This is a genomic window from Methylobacterium sp. Leaf87, assembly GCF_001422775.1.
In the GTDB taxonomy this organism is placed as follows: Bacteria; Pseudomonadota; Alphaproteobacteria; order Rhizobiales; family Beijerinckiaceae; genus Methylobacterium.
In genome coordinates, this window is sequence record NZ_LMMI01000060.1 from 36,416 (window position 1) to 57,740 (window position 21,325).

Annotated in this window: 12 protein-coding genes; 3 read left to right on the top strand and 9 right to left on the bottom strand. The window is 70.6% G+C overall.

The window, feature by feature from the left end; translation table 11 throughout:
• Positions 1-103 precede the first annotated feature (103 nt).
• The 3 genes from ASF22_RS21095 to ASF22_RS21105 form a co-directional block, all read right to left on the bottom strand.
• Positions 104-3,850, bottom strand: coding sequence for an AAA family ATPase (locus ASF22_RS21095; protein ID WP_056268012.1), 3,747 nt, complete (start codon positions 3,848-3,850; stop codon positions 104-106).
• 113 nt (positions 3,851-3,963) lie between these two features.
• Positions 3,964-6,855, bottom strand: coding sequence for a PAS domain S-box protein (locus ASF22_RS21100; RefSeq protein WP_056268015.1), 2,892 nt, complete (start codon positions 6,853-6,855; stop codon positions 3,964-3,966).
• 191 nt (positions 6,856-7,046) lie between these two features.
• Complete coding sequence (locus ASF22_RS21105) at positions 7,047-8,312, bottom strand: exonuclease SbcCD subunit D (protein ID WP_056176576.1); 1,266 nt, start codon at positions 8,310-8,312, stop codon at positions 7,047-7,049.
• A gap of 793 nt (positions 8,313-9,105) precedes the next feature.
• Between ASF22_RS21105 and ASF22_RS21115 the strand changes: the two genes are divergently transcribed.
• Positions 9,106-10,023, top strand: coding sequence for a L,D-transpeptidase (locus ASF22_RS21115; protein ID WP_056176585.1), 918 nt, complete (start codon positions 9,106-9,108; stop codon positions 10,021-10,023).
• 20 nt (positions 10,024-10,043) lie between these two features.
• Here ASF22_RS21115 and ASF22_RS21120 read toward each other — a convergent pair whose 3' ends face one another.
• Entirely contained in the window at positions 10,044-11,054 is a 1,011-nt protein-coding gene (locus ASF22_RS21120; RefSeq protein ID WP_056268017.1) for an alpha/beta fold hydrolase, read from the bottom strand.
• Between the two features lie 106 nt (positions 11,055-11,160).
• Between ASF22_RS21120 and ASF22_RS21125 the strand changes: the two genes are divergently transcribed.
• The gene (locus ASF22_RS21125; protein WP_056268020.1) at positions 11,161-12,567 is read left to right on the top strand and encodes an MFS transporter; all 1,407 of its coding nucleotides are present in this window, start codon (positions 11,161-11,163) and stop codon (positions 12,565-12,567) included.
• A 144-nt stretch (positions 12,568-12,711) separates the two neighbouring features.
• Positions 12,712-13,509: an SDR family NAD(P)-dependent oxidoreductase gene (locus ASF22_RS21130; RefSeq protein WP_056268023.1), complete on the top strand. Its 798-nt coding sequence runs from the start codon at positions 12,712-12,714 to the stop codon at positions 13,507-13,509.
• A gap of 13 nt (positions 13,510-13,522) precedes the next feature.
• Here the strand turns inward: ASF22_RS21130 and ASF22_RS21135 are convergent, their stop codons facing one another.
• From ASF22_RS21135 to ASF22_RS21155, 5 genes are read right to left on the bottom strand one after another with little or no spacing between them, the layout of a single operon-like run.
• Positions 13,523-14,188 (bottom strand): TenA family protein, encoded by a 666-nt coding sequence (locus tag ASF22_RS21135; protein WP_056268026.1) that lies wholly within the window; start codon positions 14,186-14,188, stop codon positions 13,523-13,525.
• On the bottom strand, positions 14,185-15,069 hold the full coding sequence (locus ASF22_RS21140) for an aldose 1-epimerase family protein (RefSeq protein ID WP_056268028.1): 885 nt from the start codon (positions 15,067-15,069) through the stop codon (positions 14,185-14,187). The genes ASF22_RS21135 and ASF22_RS21140 overlap by 4 nt, the downstream gene beginning before the upstream one ends.
• A gap of 20 nt (positions 15,070-15,089) precedes the next feature.
• Positions 15,090-17,021 carry an asparagine synthase (glutamine-hydrolyzing) gene (asnB, locus tag ASF22_RS21145; RefSeq protein WP_056268031.1) on the bottom strand — a complete coding sequence of 644 codons (1,932 nt, stop codon included), beginning with the start codon at positions 17,019-17,021 and terminating at the stop codon, positions 15,090-15,092.
• Between the two features lie 21 nt (positions 17,022-17,042).
• Complete coding sequence (locus tag ASF22_RS21150) at positions 17,043-18,371, bottom strand: UDP-glucose/GDP-mannose dehydrogenase family protein (RefSeq protein ID WP_056176613.1); 1,329 nt, start codon at positions 18,369-18,371, stop codon at positions 17,043-17,045.
• Complete coding sequence (locus tag ASF22_RS21155; RefSeq protein WP_056268035.1) at positions 18,368-21,301, bottom strand: glycosyltransferase; 2,934 nt, start codon at positions 21,299-21,301, stop codon at positions 18,368-18,370. Before ASF22_RS21155 ends, ASF22_RS21150 begins: the two co-directional genes overlap by 4 nt.
• Between the last annotated feature and the right edge of the window lie 24 nt (positions 21,302-21,325).

Sequence of the window (21,325 nt, forward strand, 5' to 3'; positions counted from 1 at the left end):
GTGCCAGACTTGAGACGAGCGGTCGAGCGTCCACCGCGAGGGCCTCGGCCGCGCCGACCACCGGCCGCGAAGCGTTGGCGATGCGGTCCAACCCGCAGGCTGCCTAGTTCGTGGGCATCCCGCCATCCACGATCCGCACGACACTGCGGCCGTTGCCCCGCTTCTCGACCCGCACCTGCACGGCGATGCGCTCGATCATCGCCGCCACGTGGGTGATGACGCCGACCTTGCGGCCCCGTCCCTGCAGCGTTTCGAGGGCATCGACGGCGAGATCCAAGGTCTCGGCATCGAGGGAGCCGAAGCCTTCGTCGATGAACAGGGTGTCGACGAACGAATCCCGACCCTCCAGGCCCGACAGGGCGAGCGCCAGGGCGAGGGAGACGAGGAAGCGCTCGCCGCCCGACAGGCTGCGGGTGGCCCGCAGGTGGTCGCCCATGTCGCGGTCGAGGACATGGAGCGCCAGATCCGACGTGGTGCCGCGCGCAAGGCGGTAGCGTGGACTCAAGGCCGCGAGCTGCGCGTTGGCGAGGTGGACGAGGTGCTCCAGGGTCACGCCCTGAGCGAAACGCCGGAACTTGTCGCCGCCCGCGGAGCCGACGGCGTCGTTCACCGCGTCCCAGGTCTCGAAGACGGCCCGCGCCGCGCTGATCTCCTCGCCCAGGCCGGCGGCCTGGGCGCGCGCCGCGTCGTCGCGGGCGAGATCCGCCGCGATGGCGCCGAGACGCTGCTGGTGCTGCGCGATGGCTTCCGCGCCCGCTTCCGCTTCGGCCCGGGTCGCGGCGACATCGATCTCCGGCGTCGCGCCATGCGCGTCGCGGTCGGCGCGGCGGGTGGCGAGGGCGGTGGTGGCGGCCTCGACGTCCCGGTCGCGTTGATCCGCATCCCGCCGCAGGCCAGCTCGAATCGCAGGGTCCTGCGTGAGCAGGGCGACGACTGCCTCGGGCATCCGCGTCCCGCATGCCGTGGCGAAGGCGGCGCGGGCCGCCGTGTGGCGGGCGATGGCGGTCTCCCTCCGGGCGGTCACGTGTTCGGCGGAGCTGCGCGCGCCGGCAAGGTCCGCGAGGGCCGACGCATGGGCCTCCGCCGCGGCCTTGAGAGCATTCTGCGCTGCGAGCCGGTCGTTGTTGATCCGGCTGCGATGGACGCTCGTGTCCTCGCCATCGAGGAGAGGCGCGCGCCGTGCCCGGGCCTCGGCGAGGGCTGCCATCCGGCCGGTGAGGGCGGCTCGCGCGGTCTCGCGGATCGACTGGGCGCCGACGAGGGCCGATACGGCGCTGGCTTTCTTTTCCGAGAGGGTGCGGACTTTGGCCTCGAGCGCGAGGCGGCGTTCGCCGAGAGCCCGGTGCTGCGCGACCGCCGCCGCCACCCGGCGCACGGCCGCCGCGCCGTCGCGGTCGAGATCGGCCAAGGTCAAGTCGGCCGCTGCGAGGGCCGAGGCGGCCTCGCGCCCGAGGGATTCGATGCGCTCTGCCAAGCCCTCGGCACGGGTCCGCGCCCCCTCGGCGGCGAGTTCGGCCGCCTGGACGATGGTGCGCGCTTCGGTGACCGACGCCCCCGCCGTTTCCATCGACGCTCCGGCCGCCTCGGCGGCCCGGCCGAGAGTCTCGATGTCGCCGCGCAGACTTTCCGCCGCATCCAACGTCCCCCTCGACGCCTCGCGGGCTTGGCGCGCCGCCGCCGCCAGGGCCGTAAGGGCGTCCGTGGCGAGCCGCACCGGAACCGGTAGGGCGATTCCGGCGCCGGTGCTGCCTGCCACCAGGGCCGGACGCAGCACCTCGTAGGCGCTGGCGATGCCGTCGAGGTTGGTCCGCGCGGTCGCCCCCGCCCGGAGGGCTTCAGCGTGGCGGGCCGCCGCCGCCGCCGCGGCCCCGGCCGCACGCGCACGCGCAGCGCCGGCTCGCGCGAGGGCTTCCTCGAGTTCGGCACGGCGGGCGCGCAATGTTTCCGCATGTCGGCTCAAGGCATCGTCCGAATGGGCGTGCGGATGGTCGATGCCGCCGCAGACCGGGCAGGGTTCGCCCGCGGTGAGGAGACTGCGCAGCTGGGCCGCCCGCTCCGACACGCTGGCCTCGGCGCGCTCGGCCATGGCGGCGACTTCACGGCGCCCGCCCATGGCTTCGGCCTCGTCCCGTTGGGCCGAGGCTCCCTCGGTCTCCGCCATCCGCGCCGCCTGCCGGGCCGCCTCGGCCTCGGCCTCCGCCGCCGCCGCCTCTCGGACCGCTTCGGCATGGCGTCGGGCCAGGGGCAGCGCCTCGCGCAGGGCGTCCGAAACCTCGTCGAGCACGGCCGACCGCCGGCGGGCGGCCGGCTCGTCGAGGGCCGCGAGACCGGCCAAACGCTCCGCGCGCTGCGCCAGGGTCCGGGTGCGCGCCTCCCGAGCGTCGCGGATCTGCACTTCGGCTTCGGCGATCACGCGGGCTCCGCGTTCCGCCTCGGCTTTCGCCCGCTCCCGCTCCGAGATCGTCGTGGCGAGCTGTGACCGCAGGGCGGCGCGCTTCGCGAACAGGCCCGTGACCTCCTCGGCCCGGCCAGCGAGATACGCACCACCCCGATCCGCGTCGTGCCGGGCCGCCACCTCGGCGCGGGCGGCCTCCGCCGCATCGTGGCGCTGACGCAGATCGGACAGTTCGGCCTCGACGGCCTCCGCCCTACCGGTGGCGGCCTCGGCCCCGGTCTCGGCCTGCGCGGCCTCGCGGGTCGATTCGACGATCACGACGTCGAGCTGTGCCGCCTCGGTCCAGACGGGTGCGAACGCCTTGAACAAAGTCTCGGCCGCTTCGTCCGCCATCCGCGCCCGGCCTTGGACCTCCGTCGCCGCCGCGGCACGGGTCTCGGCTTCGGCGAGCCGCGCGCGCGTCATCGTCAGGGCGATGTCGGCGGCCTCCACCTCGGCCCGCGTGGTGGCGACGGCATCGGAGACCGTGCGCAAGGGCTCGACGGCATCGAGCTCCGTCAGCTGCCGCCTGTCGGCCACCGCCGCCGCCTCGGCGGCCTGGGCCTCGCTGAGCCGGGTTTCCGCGGCGGCGACCTGAAGCCGGGCCTCGGCGAGTCGGGCGGCGCCGTCGAGGGCGGCCCGGAGCGCGGCCTGGTGGTCCGACAGGTTCGCGAGGGTTTTCGCGATGGCGGCACGCTCTGTGCCGATCCGTTCCCGCGCTTCGGTGTCGAGGAGCCCGACGGCGTCGCGGCGGGTCTCAAGGATCTTCAGGGCGGCGCGCTCGGCCTCGGCGCCTGCGTGAACCCGCTTCGAGATCTCCGTGTAAATGCCCGTGCCGGTGATCTTTTCGAGGAGTTCGCCACGCTCGCCCTCGGCCGCCAGCAGGAAGGCGTCGAACTCGCCCTGCGCCAGGAGCACGGTCCGGCGGAACTGGTCGAAGGTGAGGTCCGTCAACGCCTCGACGGCGGCCGTCACGGCGGTCTTCTTGCCCCCCTCCACGGCACTGCCGTCGGCGAGGCGGTGCAGGGTGCGCCGGTCGGCCTGGAGGCGCCCGTCCGCCTTGCCCCGGGCGCGGATCGTTTCCCAGCGCACCCGATAGGCGACGCCGTCCTGGCCGACGAAATCCACTTCCGCCCAGCCCTGCGCCGCCCCGCGCCGCAGGATGGCGCGTCCATCGCTCGAACTGACGGCTTCGCCGCTGGGGTCCGGTGTATCCTCCCGCCGTCCCGAGGCGACCCGCGGATAGCGCCCGTAGAGCGCGAGGCACAGGGCGTCGAGGATGGTCGACTTGCCCGCGCCGGTCTCGCCCGTGATGGCGAAGATGCCTGTGGCGGCGATGGGGCCGCTCGCGAGATCGATGTCGAAGGGAGCCGCGAGGCTCGCGAGGTTCTCGCCCCGGATCGCGAGGATACGCAAACGCTGTCACCTGAAGCGGGGGATGGACGGCCGCTGTTCTAGGCCGCCGCGTGCGGCGTGTCCCCCCGGCGGGTCCTGCGGGCTGAGGATAACCGGGGCCGGCGGCCCCGCGTTCAGCCGTCGGCCTGGAACGCCGCCAGGGGGGCGGTGATGCCGCAGGTCACGCCGGTGGGCGGGTAGGCCAGGGCGATGGTGCCGCCGACCTGCCCGGCCAGACCCCGCTCGATGAAGCGCGAGCCGAAGCCCTTGCGGGCCGGTGGCGTCACTGCCGGTCCGCCGATCTCCTGCCAGGAAAAGGTGAGCTGGTCCGCGTCGTCCGCATACTCCACCGACCAGCGGATCGCGACATGGCCGGTCTCGCGGGAGAGGGCACCGTACTTGGCCGCGTTGGTGGCGAGTTCGTGCAGCATCAGGGCCAGCGACAGGGCGGGCTTCGCCCCGATCTCGAGGTCGGGACCGTCGAGCCGGAAGCGTCCCGGCCGGTCCTCGTGCAGTTTGAGGGCGCCGCGGACCACGGGGCCGATGAGGGTCGAGCCGAGGGCTCCGCCCATGAGCAGGTCGTGGGCCTGTCCGAGGGCGATGAGGCGGCCGGCCAGCACCTCCTTGGCCGTGTCCACGTCGACGGCCGAGCGCATGGTCTGGGTGGCGATGGACTGCACCATCGCGAGCAGGTTCTTCATCCGGTGGCTGAGTTCGCGGTTGAGGAGTTCCTGCTCCTCCTCCGCCCGCAGGCGCGCCAGTGCCACGCGGGTCCGGTCGACGATGTTGCGGGCGAAATCGACGAGATCCGCTGTCCACGCCCGGACCCGGTCGTCCTGCAGGCAGAACACCGCCACCATGCGCCCGCGCTCCATCAGCGGGATGTTGATCATGCTTCGGACGCCGAGGCTGGCCAACACGTCCGTGTGCCCCGCCGTGCGCGGGTCCGTCGTCACGTCCGTGATGACGACGTCCTGCCCGCCCTGCAGCTCCGCGAGATAGGTGCCGTAATCGGAAAAGCGATACCGGCCCTCGCGTCCGACGACGCCCGGCCGGCTCCAGTCCCGGGCGATGTCGAGGTGTTCCTGGGTCGGATCGATGGACCCGTAGGCTGCCCGGGCAAGGCCCAGGGTCCGCCCGGCGATCTCGGCGGCCGTGTACGCGATGGCGACGGGATCCTGCACGTCGCGGAGGCGGTCGCCGAGTTCGACGAAGGCGGATTGGCGCTCCTCAGCGCGCTTGCGCTCGGTGATGTCGATGGAGGCGCCCGGCAGCCGCAGGGGCGTGCCGTCGGTGTCGCGCACGAGGCGCCCGCGCGCCAGCAGCCAGCGATGCCCGCCATCGGCTTGGACGATACGATACTCGCAGGCGAAGTCGTCTCCCTGCGTGCCGGCTCCTTCGGTCGCGGATCCCCCAGCCGCGAGTCCCCCAGTCGTGAGTGCCTCACTCCCACTCGCAAGTCCCTCACGCTGAAGTCCCGCCGTATCGAGCCGCCCGGTTCCCGTGCCGGCGAGCATCCGGTCCAGTTCCGCCTGGAACGCCGGCAGGTCGTCGGGGTGGAAATTGCGTACGTAATCCTCGATCGGCGCGCCCCGAGCGGCCCGTTCCTCGTCGACGGCGTAGATGCGTGCGAAATTCGCGTCGGCGTAGACCGTGTCGGTGGCGAGATCCCAGTCCCAGGTGCCGATCAGGCCGGCGGCGTCGAGGGCGAGTGCGAGGCGCTCCTCGCTGCGGCGCAGGCGCAGGCCGGTGGCCTTGTGCTCGGTGATGTCGGTGACGGTGAGGACGGCACCACCGACCACGCCGTCCTCGACGATCGGTGCGTTGGAGGTGATCACGTCGAGGGGCGTGCCGTCGCGGCGGAAGAACACCGTCTCGCGGTGGCGCAGGGCCACGCCCGCCTCCAGGGCCTGCACCACGGCGCAATCCCCGCGGGGAAAAGGGCGGCCGTCGGCGTGGTGGTGATGGGCGGTCGCGTGGAGGTTGCGCCCGATCAGGGTGCCGGCCGGCCAGCCGAGCATCGCCTCGGCGGCCGGGTTGGCGAAGGTGATGGTGTCGTCGGCCGAGAGGCGGAACACCGCTTCGCTGAGATGATCGGTCACGGTCTGGAGCAGGGCGGTCTGCTGGCGCAGGGCCTCGTCGGCCCGGCGCTGCGCGGTGCGGTCCCGCAGGATCTTGACGTAGCCCTCGTGGGCACCGTCCTCGCCCTTGAGCGGCATCATCTCGCCCATGGCCCAGAAGCGCGAACCGTCCTTGCGCAGGTGCCAGCGCTCGTCGCTGGCCCGGCCCATCTCCCGGGCCAGACGCATCTCGCGCGCCGGCGTGTCCCTGGCCCGATCCTCGGGCACGAAGATGCGATCGGCGGCCACGCCCCGCATCTCGGCCTCGCTCCAGCCGAGGATGCGCTGCGCTCCGATGTTCCAGCTCGTGACGCGGCCGTCGAGGTCCGTGGCGAGGATGCCGTAATCGACGGCGCTCTCGATGATCGCCGCGTTGAGACGCTCCCGCGCGCGGCGTTCCTTGAGGGCCCGGCGCAATTCGAGCTGCGCCATCACTTGGCGCGCCAGGGTGGTGAGGAGGAAGCCTTGGGCCTCCGTGAGGCTGCGCGGTTGCGTATCGAGGACGCACAGGGTGCCGATGGCGACGCCCTCCGCCGTGATGAGCGGCATCCCGGCATAGAACCGCACGAAGGGCGCGCCGGTCACGAGGGGGTTTCCCGCCGTTCGCGGATCGCGCGCGGTGTCGGGAACGACGAAGAGGTCGCGCTGGCGTACGGCGTGGGCGCAGATGGATTGGGCCAGGGGCGGCTCTGGACCGTCGAAGCCGACGGCGGCCTTGAACCATTGCCGATCGGCCTCGAGCAGGACGATCAGCGAGACCGGCATGCCGAGGGCCAGGGAAGCGGCCTTGACGAGGTCGTCGAAGGCCTCCTCGGTGGGAGTGTCGAGGATGTCGTATTGAGCGAGGGCGTTGCGGCGGGCCTCGACCTCGTGCTGCTGTGCGGCCTCGTCGTTGGGCGAACTCATCGGGCTCTCATTCGCGGGCGGCAGACCGAATCAGGCATTGCCCGCATCACTCGGCGCTGGCCGATGGCGCCTTGTGCTGTCTTCCTACGCGAAAACGGTCCGTGCATGCTACCGCGCGGGGCGTGCCGCGAAAGACAATTCGGCGGCCCCTCGTCTCCTGCGAGCGCCGATGAAGCGCTCATACTCCCGTCTCAGCCGGCCGTCGCCATGCCTTCCGCCTCGGCCCGGGCGCGGTGGAACACGGCGAGATGTTCCGGGCCGGGTGCTTCGCCCCGGGTGCGGGCGAAGGCGAGGCGGAACAGTTCCTCCGGGTCGCGTTCGGCGAGACGCACGAGGTTCGGGCCCGCCGTCGCTTGAGTCTCGAGGCCCTCGGGCAGGGGCGCCACCCGCACGTCGACCACGCGAACGGGGAAGCCGTCGGCGATGCGGTCGATCTCGGCGCGGTAGCCGGCGCCGAGGCCGTGCCGCGCGAGGCGAACTTGAACGAAGGGCCGTTCATCCAAGGGGTGATCCGCCGGGAGACCGAGGTCCCGCACGAGGATGGTGAGGTGGTCGCTGAGGTCCCCGAGGCGCATGTCTCCCGAGGCCGGCACGCGTAGGAAGGGCAGGGGGCGCGGGATCGGGATGAGTTCGATGTGGGCCGGCCCGTCGCCCAAGGTCACAAGGGTGACCGCGTGGGCATAGGGCTGCTCGGCGGCCGAGAGCGGGATCAGGGAACCGGAATAGCGAACGCTGTCGCGCCCGATCCGCTGCGCCTTGTGCAGGTGCCCGAGGGCGACGTAGCGCGCGTCCTCCGGGAATACGTCGGCCGGCACGGCATGCTCGCCGCCCACGAGGATGCGCCGCTCGGCCCCTTCCGATTCGAGGCCGCCGGCCACGTGCAGATGCCCGGTGACCACGAGCGGCAGACCCGACAGGTGGGGGCGGGCCGCCGAGAACAGGTGTTCGTAGAGGGTCCGAACGGCCCCGACGATGGGCGAGCCGCCACCCTCCGTCGCCCTCTGGAGCGGGGGCAGGCAGGCCGCCGTGGGATAGGAGACCGCGAGCACCTGCGCGGCGATCTCGCCGCCGCGCCGCAGGGGTACGAGATGGTGCTGCAGGTCGACCACGCCGTCGCGGCGGCGCACGTTGCCGACCACGTGGACCCCGATGGCCTCCAGGAGCGGACGCGGCGCCTCCAAACGGCCGGCGGCATCGTGGTTGCCCGCCGTGATCACGATGGTCATCCCTGGCCGCGCCCGGTTCAGGCGCATGAGGACCTCGTAGAACAGGCGTTGGGATTCGCCCGACGGATTCTGGCTGTCGAACACGTCGCCGGCCACCACGAGGGCATCGACTTCGCGTTCGGCGACGATCCGTTCGAGATGGGCGAACGCGAGGGTATGCTCGCGCATGCGGCCGTAGCCGCGCAGGGTCTGCCCGATATGCCAGTCGCCCGTATGCAGGACGCGGATCACGCGCGAACTCCGGGGCGGGTCAGCCCACCCGATCGAGGATGGCGAGCCTACGCCCGCCGAACCGAAGGGAGGCTTGTAGCGGCACGCGCGCCCGGTTTCGAGGGGTGGGCCCGGCGTCGTCCCCACCTCGCCGCTGTTCGATGAACCCGGCGTAGCCTCAGGGGCTTCGGTGCACGCTCACCGGCACGTGGTGACGGTCCGCACCGTCCAGCCTTCGCCCGCCCGCCACAGCTTACGCCGGGCCTGGGTGCAGGCCAGGGGTTCCGGCTCGGCCGAGGTCCATGCGGTGCTCGGCCCATCCGGGCGGGCGGGGCCTGCCGGGGGATCATTTCGGCCCGGCCCAGCCGCCTCGGCCGGCAAGGTGCCGAGGAGGACGCCAAAGAGAGCGAGGAAGGAGAGCAGAAGGCGCGCAAAGGCCGGCACGGGGAGTGATCCATCATGGGAGACGGCCCGTCGCGCGAGGGTCCGGAGGGACCGCGTCGGGGATGGCCTTCCACGTCTATGTCGCAACGGCCAAGCTCGTGGCAATGGCAAAGCTCTGGGCAATCGCCGGATCCGGCGATTTGCATCGATATGGTGAAGACTGCGCTCAGAACGGTATTCGTCCGCCGGTCGAAACTTGCCCGAACGCGGGACGCAGAGCTGATAAGTCATCTGCACGGCGTGACGTGGGCGTCCGGTCTTGCTAGGCCCACGCCCAAGCCTTTCGAAGTCAGGCCTGACCCCGGGGCGAGCCAAAGCCTCGCGGTCGGCCGGCCTCCCCCAAACCCAAGAAGACGGCCCGAGCGACCCGATGTCCCGTACAGCCCCTCCGACCCGCCGCATCCTTCTCACGGGTGCCGCCACGAGCCTCGCCCTCCTCGCGGGGCCGGGCGGTGCCCTCGCGCAGGGACGTGGGCGGTTCTTCGACGACGGAATCGATGGGGATCTCCCCTTCGACGACGAGCGCCTCTACCGCGACGAGGACGGACGTCTCTACCGGCGCCGCGGCGGACGATACGAGCCCTATTCGGAGCGCGGGGTGGACCCGCGCGCCGCGCGCCGCGAGCCCGTCGATCCGGCTTACGAGGAGCCCGACCTGCGCCGTCGTCCGGCGCCGGGCCAGCCGACGCAGCCGACCCAGGCCAGCCGCCCCGTGGATGACGGTCCCATCGACCACGCCCGCGCCTACGCGGCGATCACCGACGAGCCGTTCCCGGTCAACGCCTTCAACTGGCGCAAGGCCAACCCGGCCTTTCTGCGCCAGGAGATCGCCTATACGGGCCGCGAGCCTGCCGGCACCATCGTGGTCGATCCGCGCGCCCATCACCTCACCCTGGTCCAGGCCAACGGCCGCGCCCGACGCTACGGCGTCGGTGTGGGCAAGCAGGGCTTCTCGTGGTCGGGCGTCTCGACGGTGAACTCCAAGCAGATGTGGCCGGACTGGTATCCCCCGAAGGAGATGATCGCCCGCACGCCCAAGCTCGCCCGGCAGGTGAGCCAGCTCCAGAGCGGGCTCGGCGTTCCCGGTGGCTCGCGCAATCCCTTGGGCGCCCGGGCGCATTACCTGTGGCAGGACAACAAGGACACGCTCTACCGCATCCACGGCACCCTCGAGCCGGAATCCATCGGTCGCAGCGTGTCGTCGGGCTGCATCCGCATGATCAACCAGGACGTGATCGACCTCTACGGCCGCGTCGAGATCGGCAGCCGCGTGGTGGTGCTGACCTGAGGGTCGGCACCCGGCGAGGCTCAGTGCCCGTCGAGGAAGTCCAGCACCGTCGCGTTGAAGCGCGACGGGGCTTCCATGTGGACGAGATGCCCGATGCCCGGAAAGACTTCGGCTCGGCCGTCGGGCATCCGCACCGCGAGTGCCTGAGCGTGCGCGGCGTTGTCGCCCATGCTGGCGCGCAGGGGTTCCGGTGCGAAGGCGCGGCCCGGCGCGTTTCGGTCCCTCTCGCCCATCACGAACAGGGTCGGCGCCCGCACCAATGGAATCTCGTGGACCACGGGTTGGCCCCAGATCATCTGGTAGGAATTCACGAACGACCGCAGCCAGCGCGGATATTCGCCCGAGCCCTTCACCCGCTCGCGTAGGGAGACGAACGGCTCGATGGCCGCCTCCGGCAGGGACAGGCTGTAGCTCGCCATGAGTTGGCGGCGATAGACATCAGCGGTCACATCGGCCTCGATGCGCAGGAGGCGCTCGGTCGGCACCGGCGGAACGGTGAAGCGATAATCTTCCAGGCCGATGGGCGCCTCCAGCACGAGGCTGTTGACGCGTTCGGGCGCGGTGCGGGCGAGACGCACGGCGAGCATTCCGCCCATGGAGTGGGCCACCACATCGACACGGGGCAGGCCGAGGGCATCGAGGAGCGCCGTCGTGTCGGCCGCCAGGGTATCGAACGTGAACGGGCCGACCGGCTTCGACGACTTGCCGAATCCGAGCTGGTCCGGTGCCACCACGCGGTAGCCCGCCGCCGTCAGGGCCGCGATCACGGTCTCCCAATAGCTCGACGGAAAGTTGCGCCCGTGCAGCAACAGGACCGTGCGCCCGTTGGGCGTGCCGCCCGCCGGCACGTCCATGTAGGCGAGACGCTGCGCTTCGCCGTCCCGAGTCAGGGCGAGGTAGAAGACCGGGTAGGGATAGGCGAAGCCTTCCAGGGCGATCCCGAGGGGCTCGTCGGCGGCAAGCGCAGGCAGGGGCGTGCCCGCGAGGCCGAGGGCGAGTCCGCAGGCGACGAGGAACGTGGACGCGCGCATTCGGCTGACCTCTGAGGCGACCGGGACGAATGTCATCCGCGGCGGGATCGTTGCGAGGTGACATAGAGCACTTGTCACCGGATGGGGAACCGTCACGGGTGCGCACATGACCGAGCCGGCTCCGAATCCCGTCCTCGTGGCGCTTCCCCCGGATCCGACCCAAGACGGTTTGCCCGTGCGCGCGCGCATGCTGGCACTCCTCGCCATCGGGCTCGCCATGACCATGGCGGTGCTCGACGGCGCCATCGTCAACGTCGCGCTGCCGGTGATGGCCCGGGATCTCAAGGTCGACCCTTCGGCGGCGATCTTCGTGGTCAACGCCTTCCAGATCGCGGTCACGGCCGCGCTGCTGCCCCTGGCGTCCCTCGGCGACATCCTCGGGTATCGCCGGGTCTACCTGTCGGGGCTGGTGGTGTTCACCCTCGCATCCGTCGCCTGCGCCTTCGCGCCATCCCTGCCGCTGCTGGTCGCCGCCCGGATCACCCAGGGACTGGGTGCAGCCGGGATCATGAGCGTCAACATCGCGCTGGTCCGGTTCATCTATCCGCACAAGCTCATCGGGCGCGGCGTCGGCAACGTCGCCCTCGTGGTGGCGATGGCGTCCGCCGCCGGGCCGACGGTCGGCGCCGCCATCCTGTCCGTGGCGAGCTGGCCGTGGCTGTTCCTCGTCAACCTGCCGGTGGGTCTCGTCGCCCTGGCGGTGGGGGCCCGCACCCTGCCGGCGACGCCGCGCAGTGGCGCGCGGTTCGATTATCGCAGCGCGGTACTCAACGCGCTCACCTTCGGCCTCCTGATCATCGGCGTCGACGGGCTCGGTGAGCCGGGCGGGCATTGGCTCGCCCTGGCCGAGATCGCCGCCGCCCTGGCGATTGGAGCCGTGTTCGTCCGCCACCAGCTGCGTCTCCCGGCACCGCTCCTGCCCGTCGACCTCCTGCGCATTCCGGCCTTTGCCCTGTCGATGGCGACCTCCATCGCGGCGTTCGGAGCGCAGATGATGGCCTACGTCGCCCTGCCGTTCTACTTTCAGGATGTGATGCGCTTCTCGGAAACCACGACCGGCTTCCTGATGACGCCCTGGCCCATTGCGATCGCGATCGTGGCGCCGCTGTCGGGCCGCCTGTCCGATCGCTACGCGCCCGGCCTGTTGGGAGGGATCGGTCTCGCGATCCTGGCCGCCGGCCTCGTCGCCGTCGCCCTGTTGCCGGCCGATCCCAGCGCCCTCGATATCGGTTGGCGCCTCACCCTGTGCGGTCTCGGTTTTGGTCTGTTCCAGTCACCCAACAACCGCATCATCATCACCAGCGCTCCACGCGATCGCAGCGGAGGCGCCAGCGGCATGCAATCGACGGCGCGCTTGACCGGGCAATCCCTGGGCGCGGCCGGTGTCGCTGTGGTCTTCGGCGTGTTTCATGGTGGAGCCGCGGATGCCGTGACGACGGCCCTCTGGTGTGCGGCCGGACTGGCTGCCTTCGGGGCCATCGCGAGCGTTCTGAGGCGCCAACGCAGCGAGTGAAGCCCGTATGGTCAACAGAGTGTTTCATGTGAAACACTCCCGTCCCCGATCCGTGCATGGCCGCCGTGCCGATGACGCCCACTCCCGCACACACCACCACCTTCGTGCGTTGACCCGGCATCCTCCTAAGCAAGGACACCTGCCATGAACTTGGATCTGACCGGAAAGCGCGCACTCGTCACCGGCTCGACCGGTGGCATCGGCTACGCCATCGCCAAGGCCCTCGCGGAACTCGGTGCCACTGTCGCCATCAACGGGCGGGCCCAGGACCGCGTCGCTGCCGCGATCACGCGTCTGAAGGCCGAGACCGGAACCCACGCCTTCATCGCGGCCCCGGGCGACATTTCGACGGCGGATGGAGCCAACCGCCTCGTCGCGGGCCTCCCGGATGTGGACATCCTCGTCAACAACACCGGCATCTTCGAGCCGAAGCCGTTCTTCGAGATACCGGACGAGGATTGGCAACGCTTCTTCGACACCAACGTGATGAGTGGCGTTCGCCTGTCGCGCGCCTATACCCCCCGCATGGTGACCCGCGGCTGGGGGCGGGTGGTGTTCATCGCCTCCGAATCCGCTCTGAACATCCCCGTGGAAATGGTCCATTACGGGATGACGAAGACGGCCCAGCTCGCGATTTCGCGAGGCTTGGCCGAGACCGTCTCCGGCACCGGTGTCACGGTGAACAGTGTCCTGCCCGGCCCGACCCTGTCGGAAGGCGTCGCCGACTTCATGAAGGCGATGGCGCCGGGCTCAGGCGAAGCAGACCTCGATGCGCTGGGCCGTGCTTTCGTCAGGGAGCATCGCCCGACCTCCCTCATCGGCCGCCTCGCCACGGTGGACGAAGTCGCCAACATGGTTGCGTACGTCTGCAGCCCGGCGGCGAGCGCCACGAGCGGTGCCGCCCTGCGGGTCGATGGCGGCGTGCTGCGCTCCATCGCCTGAGATACGATTCGGTTCAGACCGGCCAGACCGCCTCGCGGTAGGCCCCGTCCCAGAACAGCCATTCGAGGCGGGTCGCCTGGGCGTAGGCGTGGTGCATGCGGGCCAGGATCTTCGGCGAGGCGTCGACCGCCGCCTCGTCGGTGGCGGCGATCATCGCGGCCACCGCCTCGCCGAACTCCTCGCCCGCATAAGTATCGATCCAGGCCCGATACGGGTTGTCGGCCCCGGCCCGGGAAAAGATATCCTTGCCGACCTCGGCATAGATCCAGAAGCACGGCAGGAGCGCGCCGAGCACCACTTCGTAGGGTTCGGCGTAAGCGGTGGCGAGCAGGTAGGAGACGTAGTGATCGCAGGGCGGCGACAGGGGCGTCGCCGCGAAGGTCTCGGGTTGGATGCCGTAATCGCGAAAGAACCCGCCATGCAGGGCACGCTCGACCACGATGGCGGTCTCGGCGGCGCGGGCGAACTGGACGATGCGGTCGGGATGCGGCGCCTTGGCGGCGGCGAGGGCGAGAGCCCGACCGAAACCCATGAGATAATGCGCGTCCTGGACGATGTAATGGGTGAACCGGGCCCGGCTCAAGGTTCCGGCGGCGAGCTCGGCGTTGAACGGCATGGTGCGGATCGTCTCGTAGGCCGTCGCATTGGCGGCCCAGGCCTCTGTGGAGAACGGGGTCATGCGGTGGCCTCGCGGGTCAGGGTGACGCCGTGCCGGGTCCGGCCCTTCGGTGCCAGGAGGCGCTGGGAGTCGCGGCGCGCCAGTTCTCCGGCATAGCCGGCCCAATCGGCATGACCGGTCCAGCATTCGAGGGACAGGAACGGCGCGGTCGGTTTCGTCCACACGGCGAGATGCGGGAAATCCGAGACTTCCATACGGATTGCGCTGCCGTCGGGCGCGCTGAACCGCATCCATTCGCTGGCGGCGTCGCGCAGCACCAGGGCCTCGGTGAACAGGTCAGGGGCGAGGGGCAGGGTCGCGGCCTGGAGGGGGATCGCCCGCTCCTTGCGCAGGAGCAGGCCGCCCGCGCCGACCTCCGGCACCAGGGGGCGCTCGGGATTCTGGAAATCGACGCGGTAGCCACCGTCCGCCGCCCGCTCGCCGCCGGCGAAGGGCCACGGAAAGGCCGGGTGGAAGCCGAGTGCGTAGGGCATCGGTGCCGGGCCGGTGTTCTCGATCCAGATCTCGAAGTCGAGGATGCCGGGGCCGACCCGGGCGGTGATGTCCAGGCGAAACGGGAACGGATAATGCGTGAGCGTCGCCGCGCTCTCCTCGAGGCGCAGGGTCACGCTGTCGTCCGTGCGCTCCAGAACCGTGAAGGGCAGATCGCGGGCAAAGCCGTGCTGGGCCATGGGGTAGGATTGGCCCGCCACCGTCACCGCCCCGTTGGTCGAGGCGCCGACCACGGGAAAGAGCCAGGGGGCGTGGCGATCCCAGTGGGCCGGGTCGCCGCTCCAGAGGTACTCGGTGCCGCCGACATGCCAGGAGACCGGCTCGGCGCCGTGTGTGGCGATGACCGCCTGCGTGCCGTCCCCGGCCGTGATGGTGATCCGCTCGCCCATGGCGATCCCCGCTCGTTCCGCTATCCGTCCTTGTGGGCCGGGCGCGCGCCCGACGCCAGCCGCCATGCCTCGAAGGCGAGGATCGGCCAGAGGCCGACGGCATGGTTGCGGGTGCCCGTCTGATGCTCCGCGAACAGGGCGCGCACCCGTGCTCGGTCGAGAAGTCCGCCGCCGAGGTCGGGACTCAGCAGAAGGTCTCCGGCATAGGCCCGCAAGGGGCCGCGCAGCCAGGAGGCCAGCGGCGGAGCGAAGCCCTGCTTCGGCCGCTCGAAAAGGATGCGGGGCACGTGCCGGGCGAGCACCTCGCGCAAGAGCCATTTGCGGCGGCCATCGCGCACGAGGAGGTGCGGCGGCAGGCGCCACGCGAATTCGACCACCGAACGGTCGAGGAGGGGCACCCGGGCCTCGAGCCCCGCCGCCATGCTGGCGCGGTCGACCTTGGTCAGCACATCGTCGGGCAGGTAGGCGAGGGTGTCGAGGCGGCGCATCCGGTCGAGGAGCGAGCCCGCGCCGGGCCAGTCCATCGGACTCGGGACACCGGACACGCCATTCGCCAGAGTGCGGGCGTCCGGATCGAGGGTGAGAAGCCGGCTATAGAAGGCGAAGCCGTCGCCGGGCAGCTGTGCGGCGGCCTTGCGCAGGCGGTCGGGGGCGTCGGGGCCGCCCCACGGAGGGGGAAGGGCGCGCGCGGCGAGGGCCAGGGCGGCCTGCGGTATCCGCCCGGCGGCCCCGGCCGCCGCTCGCCGCAGGAACCTCGGAATTGGTTCGATGCGATCGGCGAAGCGGGTGGCCAGGGCGTAGCGGTCATAGCCGGCGAACAGCTCGTCGCCGCCATCCCCCGATAGGGCGACGGTGAGGCCCGCTCGCCGGGTCGCGGCGCAGAGGAGGGCGGTGGGCAGGCCCGAGGGATCGGCCAGGGGCTCGTCGTAGATCTCCGGCAGGCGGGCGACGAGGGCGAGGGCGTCGGCCTCGCGCACCGGGATGGTGGTGTGGTCCGTACCGAGATGGCGGGCGACGGCCGCCGCGTGGCCGCTCTCGTCGAAACGGGGATCGTCGGTAAAGCCCGCCGCGAAGGTTCTGGGCGCCCCTCGGGCGCCGACCATGAGGGCGGCGACGAGGGAGGAATCGATGCCCCCCGACAGGAAGGCACCGAGCGGCACGTCGCTGGCCATCTGGCGACGCACGGCACCGGTGAGCAGGCCTTCGAGTGTCTCGATGGCGTCGGCGTCCGAGCCCGCGAACGGATCGGCGCGACCGGCCGCGATGACCGCGTCGAGGCTCCAATAGGGAGCGACGGAGGGCCCCTCGCCGGGACGCCATGAGAGCAGGTGACCGGGTTCGAGCTTCCTGACGCCGAGATAGATCGACCCCGGTGCCGGCACGTAGCCGTGGCGCAGCAGGCTCGACACGGCCGCTGGATCGATGGTGAAATCCGCAGCCTCGCAGGCCGTCAGGGCCGCCAGGGTCGAGCCGAACAGCAGGCGCTCGCCCGTGGCCGCGTAGAACAGCGGCTTCACCCCCATCCGGTCGCGGGCGAGCCAGAGGCAGCCCTCCGCCCGGTCGTAGGCCGCGAAGGCGAAGATGCCCTCGACCCCGGCGAGGGCTCCGGCGACGCCGTGCCGGGCGATGAGTTCGACGAGGATCTCGGTGTCGGATTGCCCGGCGAAGGCATGTCCGGCCGAGGCCAGCGCGGCACGCGCGTCGTGCGTTCCGTAGAGTTCGCCATTGTAGGTCAGCACCCAGCGACCGTCGCGCGAGGGCATGGGCTGGGCCCCGGCGGGGCTGAGATCGCGGATGGCGAGGCGCCGATGGCCGAGCGCGACGCCACCCTCGCCCCACACACCCCGTCCGTCCGGCCCACGATGGCTGAGCGCATCGGCCATGCGGCCGGCTTCATCCGCGAGGCGGCCGGGCGAGAGGCGTGGATCGGCGATCCCGGCGATGCCGCACATGGGGTATTGTCCGAAAGACCGTCAGGGACCGGTGGCGGCCTCGGCGCCGGGCACGCCAATCCCGACGTAGCGGAAACCGTGCCGAGCGACATCGTCCGGTCGGTAGACGTTGCGCAGATCGACCACCGTGCGGCCGGGCATGCGCTCGGAGAGCAGGGCCCAGTCGAGGGCGCGAAACGCGTTCCACTCCGTCACGATGACGAGGGCGTCCGCTCCGGCCGCGCAAGCGTAGGGATCCTCGGCGTAGGCGATGTCGGGCATCAGCGCGCGGGCGCCCGCCATGCCTTCCGGATCGTAGGCCCTGACCCTGGCGCCGCCATCCTGCAACCCGGCGACGATGGCGAGGGAGGGCGCGTCGCGCATGTCGTCGGTATTGGGCTTGAAGGTCAGCCCGAGGAGCGCGATGGTCTTGCCGCGCACGGAACCGCCGCAGGCGGTCGCGATCTTGCGGGCCATGGCGCGCTTGCGCTGGTCGTTGACGGACACGACGGCTTCGACGAGGCGCAGGGGGGTGCCGCAATCCTGCGCGGTCTTGACCAGCGCCAGGGTATCCTTCGGGAAGCACGAGCCGCCGTAGCCCGGCCCGGCATGCAGGAATTTGCCGCCGATGCGGTTGTCGAGACCGATGCCGCGCGCGACCTCCTGCACATTGGCGCCCACCTGCTCGCAGAGATCCGCGATCTCGTTGATGAAGGTGATCTTGGTGGCCAGGAACGCGTTGGCGGCGTATTTCGTCAGCTCGGCTGTCCGCCGGCCGGTGACGAGGATCGGGGCCTGGTTGAGGTAGAGCGGCCGGTAGACTTCGCGCATCACCGATGCCGCGCGTTCGTCCTCGGCGCCGATGACGATGCGGTCGGGCCGCTTGAAATCCGAGATCGCCGCGCCCTCGCGGAGGAATTCCGGGTTGGAGACAACGGCGAACGCGGCGTCGGGCCGAGCTTCGCGGATGATGCGTTCGACCTCGTCGCCGGTTCCCACTGGCACCGTCGATTTCGTCACCACCACGGTGTAGCCGGAGAGCGAGCCGGCGATGTCGCGGGCGGCGGCGTGAACGTAGGACAGATCGGCGAAACCGTCGCCGCGCCGGGACGGCGTGCCGACGGCGATGAACACCACCTCTGCCTGGGCCACGGCCTGCGCGACATCCGTTGCGAAGGTCAGCCGGTTGTGGCGGACGTTGTCGGCCACGAGGGCGTCGAGGCCCGGCTCGAAGATCGGGATGCGCCCGGCCTCGAGGGCGAGGATCTTGGCCGGATCGGTGTCGACGCAGCACACGGTATGGCCGAAATCGGCAAAACAGGCCCCGGAGACGAGCCCGACATATCCGGCGCCGATCATGGCGATCTTCATGCGGTGATGTCCTTCGCCCTCGGCGGTGGCGCAGCCTTATCGTCCCCGGTGACCGAATAATAGTCCCGCAGCAGGGACCGATAGCTGGCAAATCTGATGTTGGTCGGCACTTTTGCCGACGAAGTATCGGAGAGATCGAGGGACAGCAGGCAATCGTTGAGCCGGCCTGGATCGTTGGCGAGGGCGGGATCGAGGCAATGGCCGGCGCCCGCGGCGCGCAGGCGGTCGGCCGGCGCACCAAGGTCGAACACCGCTACGGGAAGTCCCGAGACCAAGGCGATGGACAGGGTGTAGCAGTAGGTTTCCGGCCAGATCGATGGGATCAGGATCAGGTCGATCTCGTGCTGGGCGAGAAGGGCCAGGGCTTCCTCGCTGCCCGCGTAGCGCCCCGTCTCGGCGATGCCGATGGCGTCCATCTTCTGCGGAATGTCGGAATAGCCGACGATGGTGAAGTCGATGGCGAGACCTCGCCGTCTGGCGTCGCGGGCCAGAGCATGGATCACGTTCGATCCCTTGTGCGCGCCGATGGCGCCGAGCACCCCGATCCGGCGGACGGAACCACCGCGCGGTGCCGCGCGCGGGGCAGGCGTGGGCAGATCTTCCTCATGGGGGGCGACCGTGATGGCGAGCGGCCCGAAGATCGCTTCGATACGGGTCGCGACATCCTGCGACGGGGCGAGGAGACGGTTGGCCGCTCGGTAGAACGCGCCGTAGCGTGCCATCCGGTCCTGGCCCGGTCTGGCTTCGGCGCAATCGCAATCGGCGCAGGGGCGCCCGCCCGGCAATCCGCAATACAGCCCCTCGCGGGTCACGAGATGGTTGCGCAGGCAGACGCTGGAGTAATCGTGCAGGGTGACGACGGTCTGCCCGGGGGCGGCCTCGATCAGGTCCATCAGGACGGGTACGGCCGTCCCGTCGAGGCCGTAGAACGAGTGAACCTGAATGAAGAGCGGGCCAAGCCAGGAAAGGAATCGCGCAAGGATGCGGTAGTCGTCGTGCACCGACAAGGCGCGCAGGGATGGGGTGTAGGGGCCTTCCGCGCCGAAAAGCCCGACCTCGACGTAGGCTCCCTCGGTCACCGTGAGGGTGACGACGCGGACCCCCTCGTCGGCGAGGCGCCCGGCGAGGTGATCGGCATGGACCGAGGCGCCCCCACCCTTGGCGTGGACGACGAACACCGCGGCGCGCGGTCCCGCCGCCCGCGCTAGACGGTAGAGATCCAGGTTGAGACGCACGTCGGCGGCCGGATCGGTGGCGACGAAGCGCTCGATGCGCAGGGTATAATCGGGGTGCTTGGCAAGCAGCGCGGCCTGGCCCTGCGTATACTCGGAATCGTAGACCTCCGAGAACGACACCTTGCCCGAATGATAGACGAACACGTCCGCCGCGAGGATGTTGCGTCGGCCCGCCTTGAGGACGCGCATGCAGTAATCGTTCTCTTCGCCGTAGCCCTTGCCGAAGGCGTCCGCGTCGAGGGGGCCGAGCTGCACGATGAGCGATCCGCGCATGTAGAAGCAGAAGCCGACACCCGTCGGCACCTCGACCCAGCGGCCCGCATTGGCGGCCGCCGCCCCTGCGTCGAGGGCCCGGGGCGAGAGTTCAAGGGCAACCGTGTTGTTGCGGTCGGAATCGGGATAGCTGCAGATCGTCGCGTTGTTGGAAAACGGCGTGATCGTGCCGACCCGTGGATCGCGCGCCGCATGGGCGAGCAGGCGGTCGATCCAGTCGCCGAACACGATGGTATCGCTGTTGAGCAGGATCACGTCCCGCGCGCCCGTCATGTCGAGGGCGCGGTTGATGGTGCCGACGAAGCCGAGGTTGGTTGGGTTCTCGTAGTAGGTGAACAGGCCCCGCGCAGCGAGCGCCCGCAAGGCATCCGTCAGGGGCGCATCGGGACTGCGGTCGTTGAGCACGAGGAGAGCGAAGGGCGCCGCCTGCGGCTCCGCCAGCACCGCGTGGAGCGCGCGCAAGGTCTCGTCGTAGCCCTTGTAGACCGGCACCACCACGACGACCCGGGCGGCGTCGAGGGCGGCGGCGGCCGGGACCGCATCCCATTCGGCGGCACTGGGTGCCCGGGTCGGTGGCCACTTGGTGTTGCCGAGGGGGTTGGGCTTGCGCCCCTCCGCCCGGCCGAAGCGCAGGTAGTGGAAGAACGGATTGGTGCCGCTGAGGATCAGATCGGGATTGGTCCTGACGTAGTACGATGTCCAGAACAGCTCCGTCGGATCGCGGCCCTCCTTCCAGCCGTGGCTGGCATAGTGGGTCGCGGGGTCCATCCCCGAGGCCGCCACGTCGGCGTAGCTCGCCCGGTAATGGGCGGCATCGAACTCCGGTCGAATGGCCGCGACGATGTCGGAGAGGGGGGTCCGGTCGCCATGGGCCTGCCCGAAGGCCGGTGCCGTATTCGTCGAGACGTAATGATAGAAGGGACTGACGTTCAGCAGGCGGACCTGCGGGTGGGCGTGGAGATAGGCGGTCCCGTCGAAATCCGGGCGCGGGTCGAGGCCCCGCCGCCACCCCGCCGCCAGATAATCGAGGAGGGCCGTTTCGGGATCGACGATACCCGTGAGCGAGCCGTAGTACCGCGCGTCGAAATAGGGGCGGACCACATCGGCTTGCACGGCGTGGAACGCCTCGGGCGTTGCCGGCCAGGTCTGTCGGCCGGCACGGGCCGCCCCCGACTCGACATGGGCTTCGAGGGGGTTCCGCTCGATCCCGGCGGTCTTGAGGTACCTGTCCTTGTAGTACAGGGTCGAGAAGTTCGGCGCCGGGTCGCGGCCCTCGCGGAATCCGTGCCGGAGATAATGATCCAGCGGGCCACCGCCGTAATCGCTGACATCAGGGTACTGGGCAGTATAATAGCCGGGATCGAACAGCTTTTGAATACGTCGCGAGCGTATCGAGAAGAATGAATACGCTTTCTGCCTCATGGCTTACTGTGATCCTCCCACGGC

Excerpts from the sequence above, each read along its gene's own strand:
- ASF22_RS21100 (WP_056268015.1), bottom strand. The coding sequence starts at position 6,855 with ATGAGTTCGCCCAACGACGAGGCCGCACAGCAGCACGAGGTCGAGGCC.
- ASF22_RS21115 (WP_056176585.1), top strand. The coding sequence starts at position 9,106 with ATGTCCCGTACAGCCCCTCCGACCCGCCGCATCCTTCTCACGGGTGCC.
- ASF22_RS21120 (WP_056268017.1), bottom strand. The coding sequence starts at position 11,054 with ATGCGCGCGTCCACGTTCCTCGTCGCCTGCGGACTCGCCCTCGGCCTC.
- ASF22_RS21125 (WP_056268020.1), top strand. The coding sequence starts at position 11,161 with ATGACCGAGCCGGCTCCGAATCCCGTCCTCGTGGCGCTTCCCCCGGAT.
- ASF22_RS21130 (WP_056268023.1), top strand. The coding sequence starts at position 12,712 with ATGAACTTGGATCTGACCGGAAAGCGCGCACTCGTCACCGGCTCGACC.
- ASF22_RS21135 (WP_056268026.1), bottom strand. The coding sequence starts at position 14,188 with ATGACCCCGTTCTCCACAGAGGCCTGGGCCGCCAATGCGACGGCCTAC.
- ASF22_RS21140 (WP_056268028.1), bottom strand. The coding sequence starts at position 15,069 with ATGGGCGAGCGGATCACCATCACGGCCGGGGACGGCACGCAGGCGGTC.
- asnB (WP_056268031.1), bottom strand. The coding sequence starts at position 17,021 with ATGTGCGGCATCGCCGGGATCGCCGATCCACGCCTCTCGCCCGGCCGC.
- ASF22_RS21150 (WP_056176613.1), bottom strand. The coding sequence starts at position 18,371 with ATGAAGATCGCCATGATCGGCGCCGGATATGTCGGGCTCGTCTCCGGG.
- ASF22_RS21155 (WP_056268035.1), bottom strand. The coding sequence starts at position 21,301 with ATGAGGCAGAAAGCGTATTCATTCTTCTCGATACGCTCGCGACGTATT.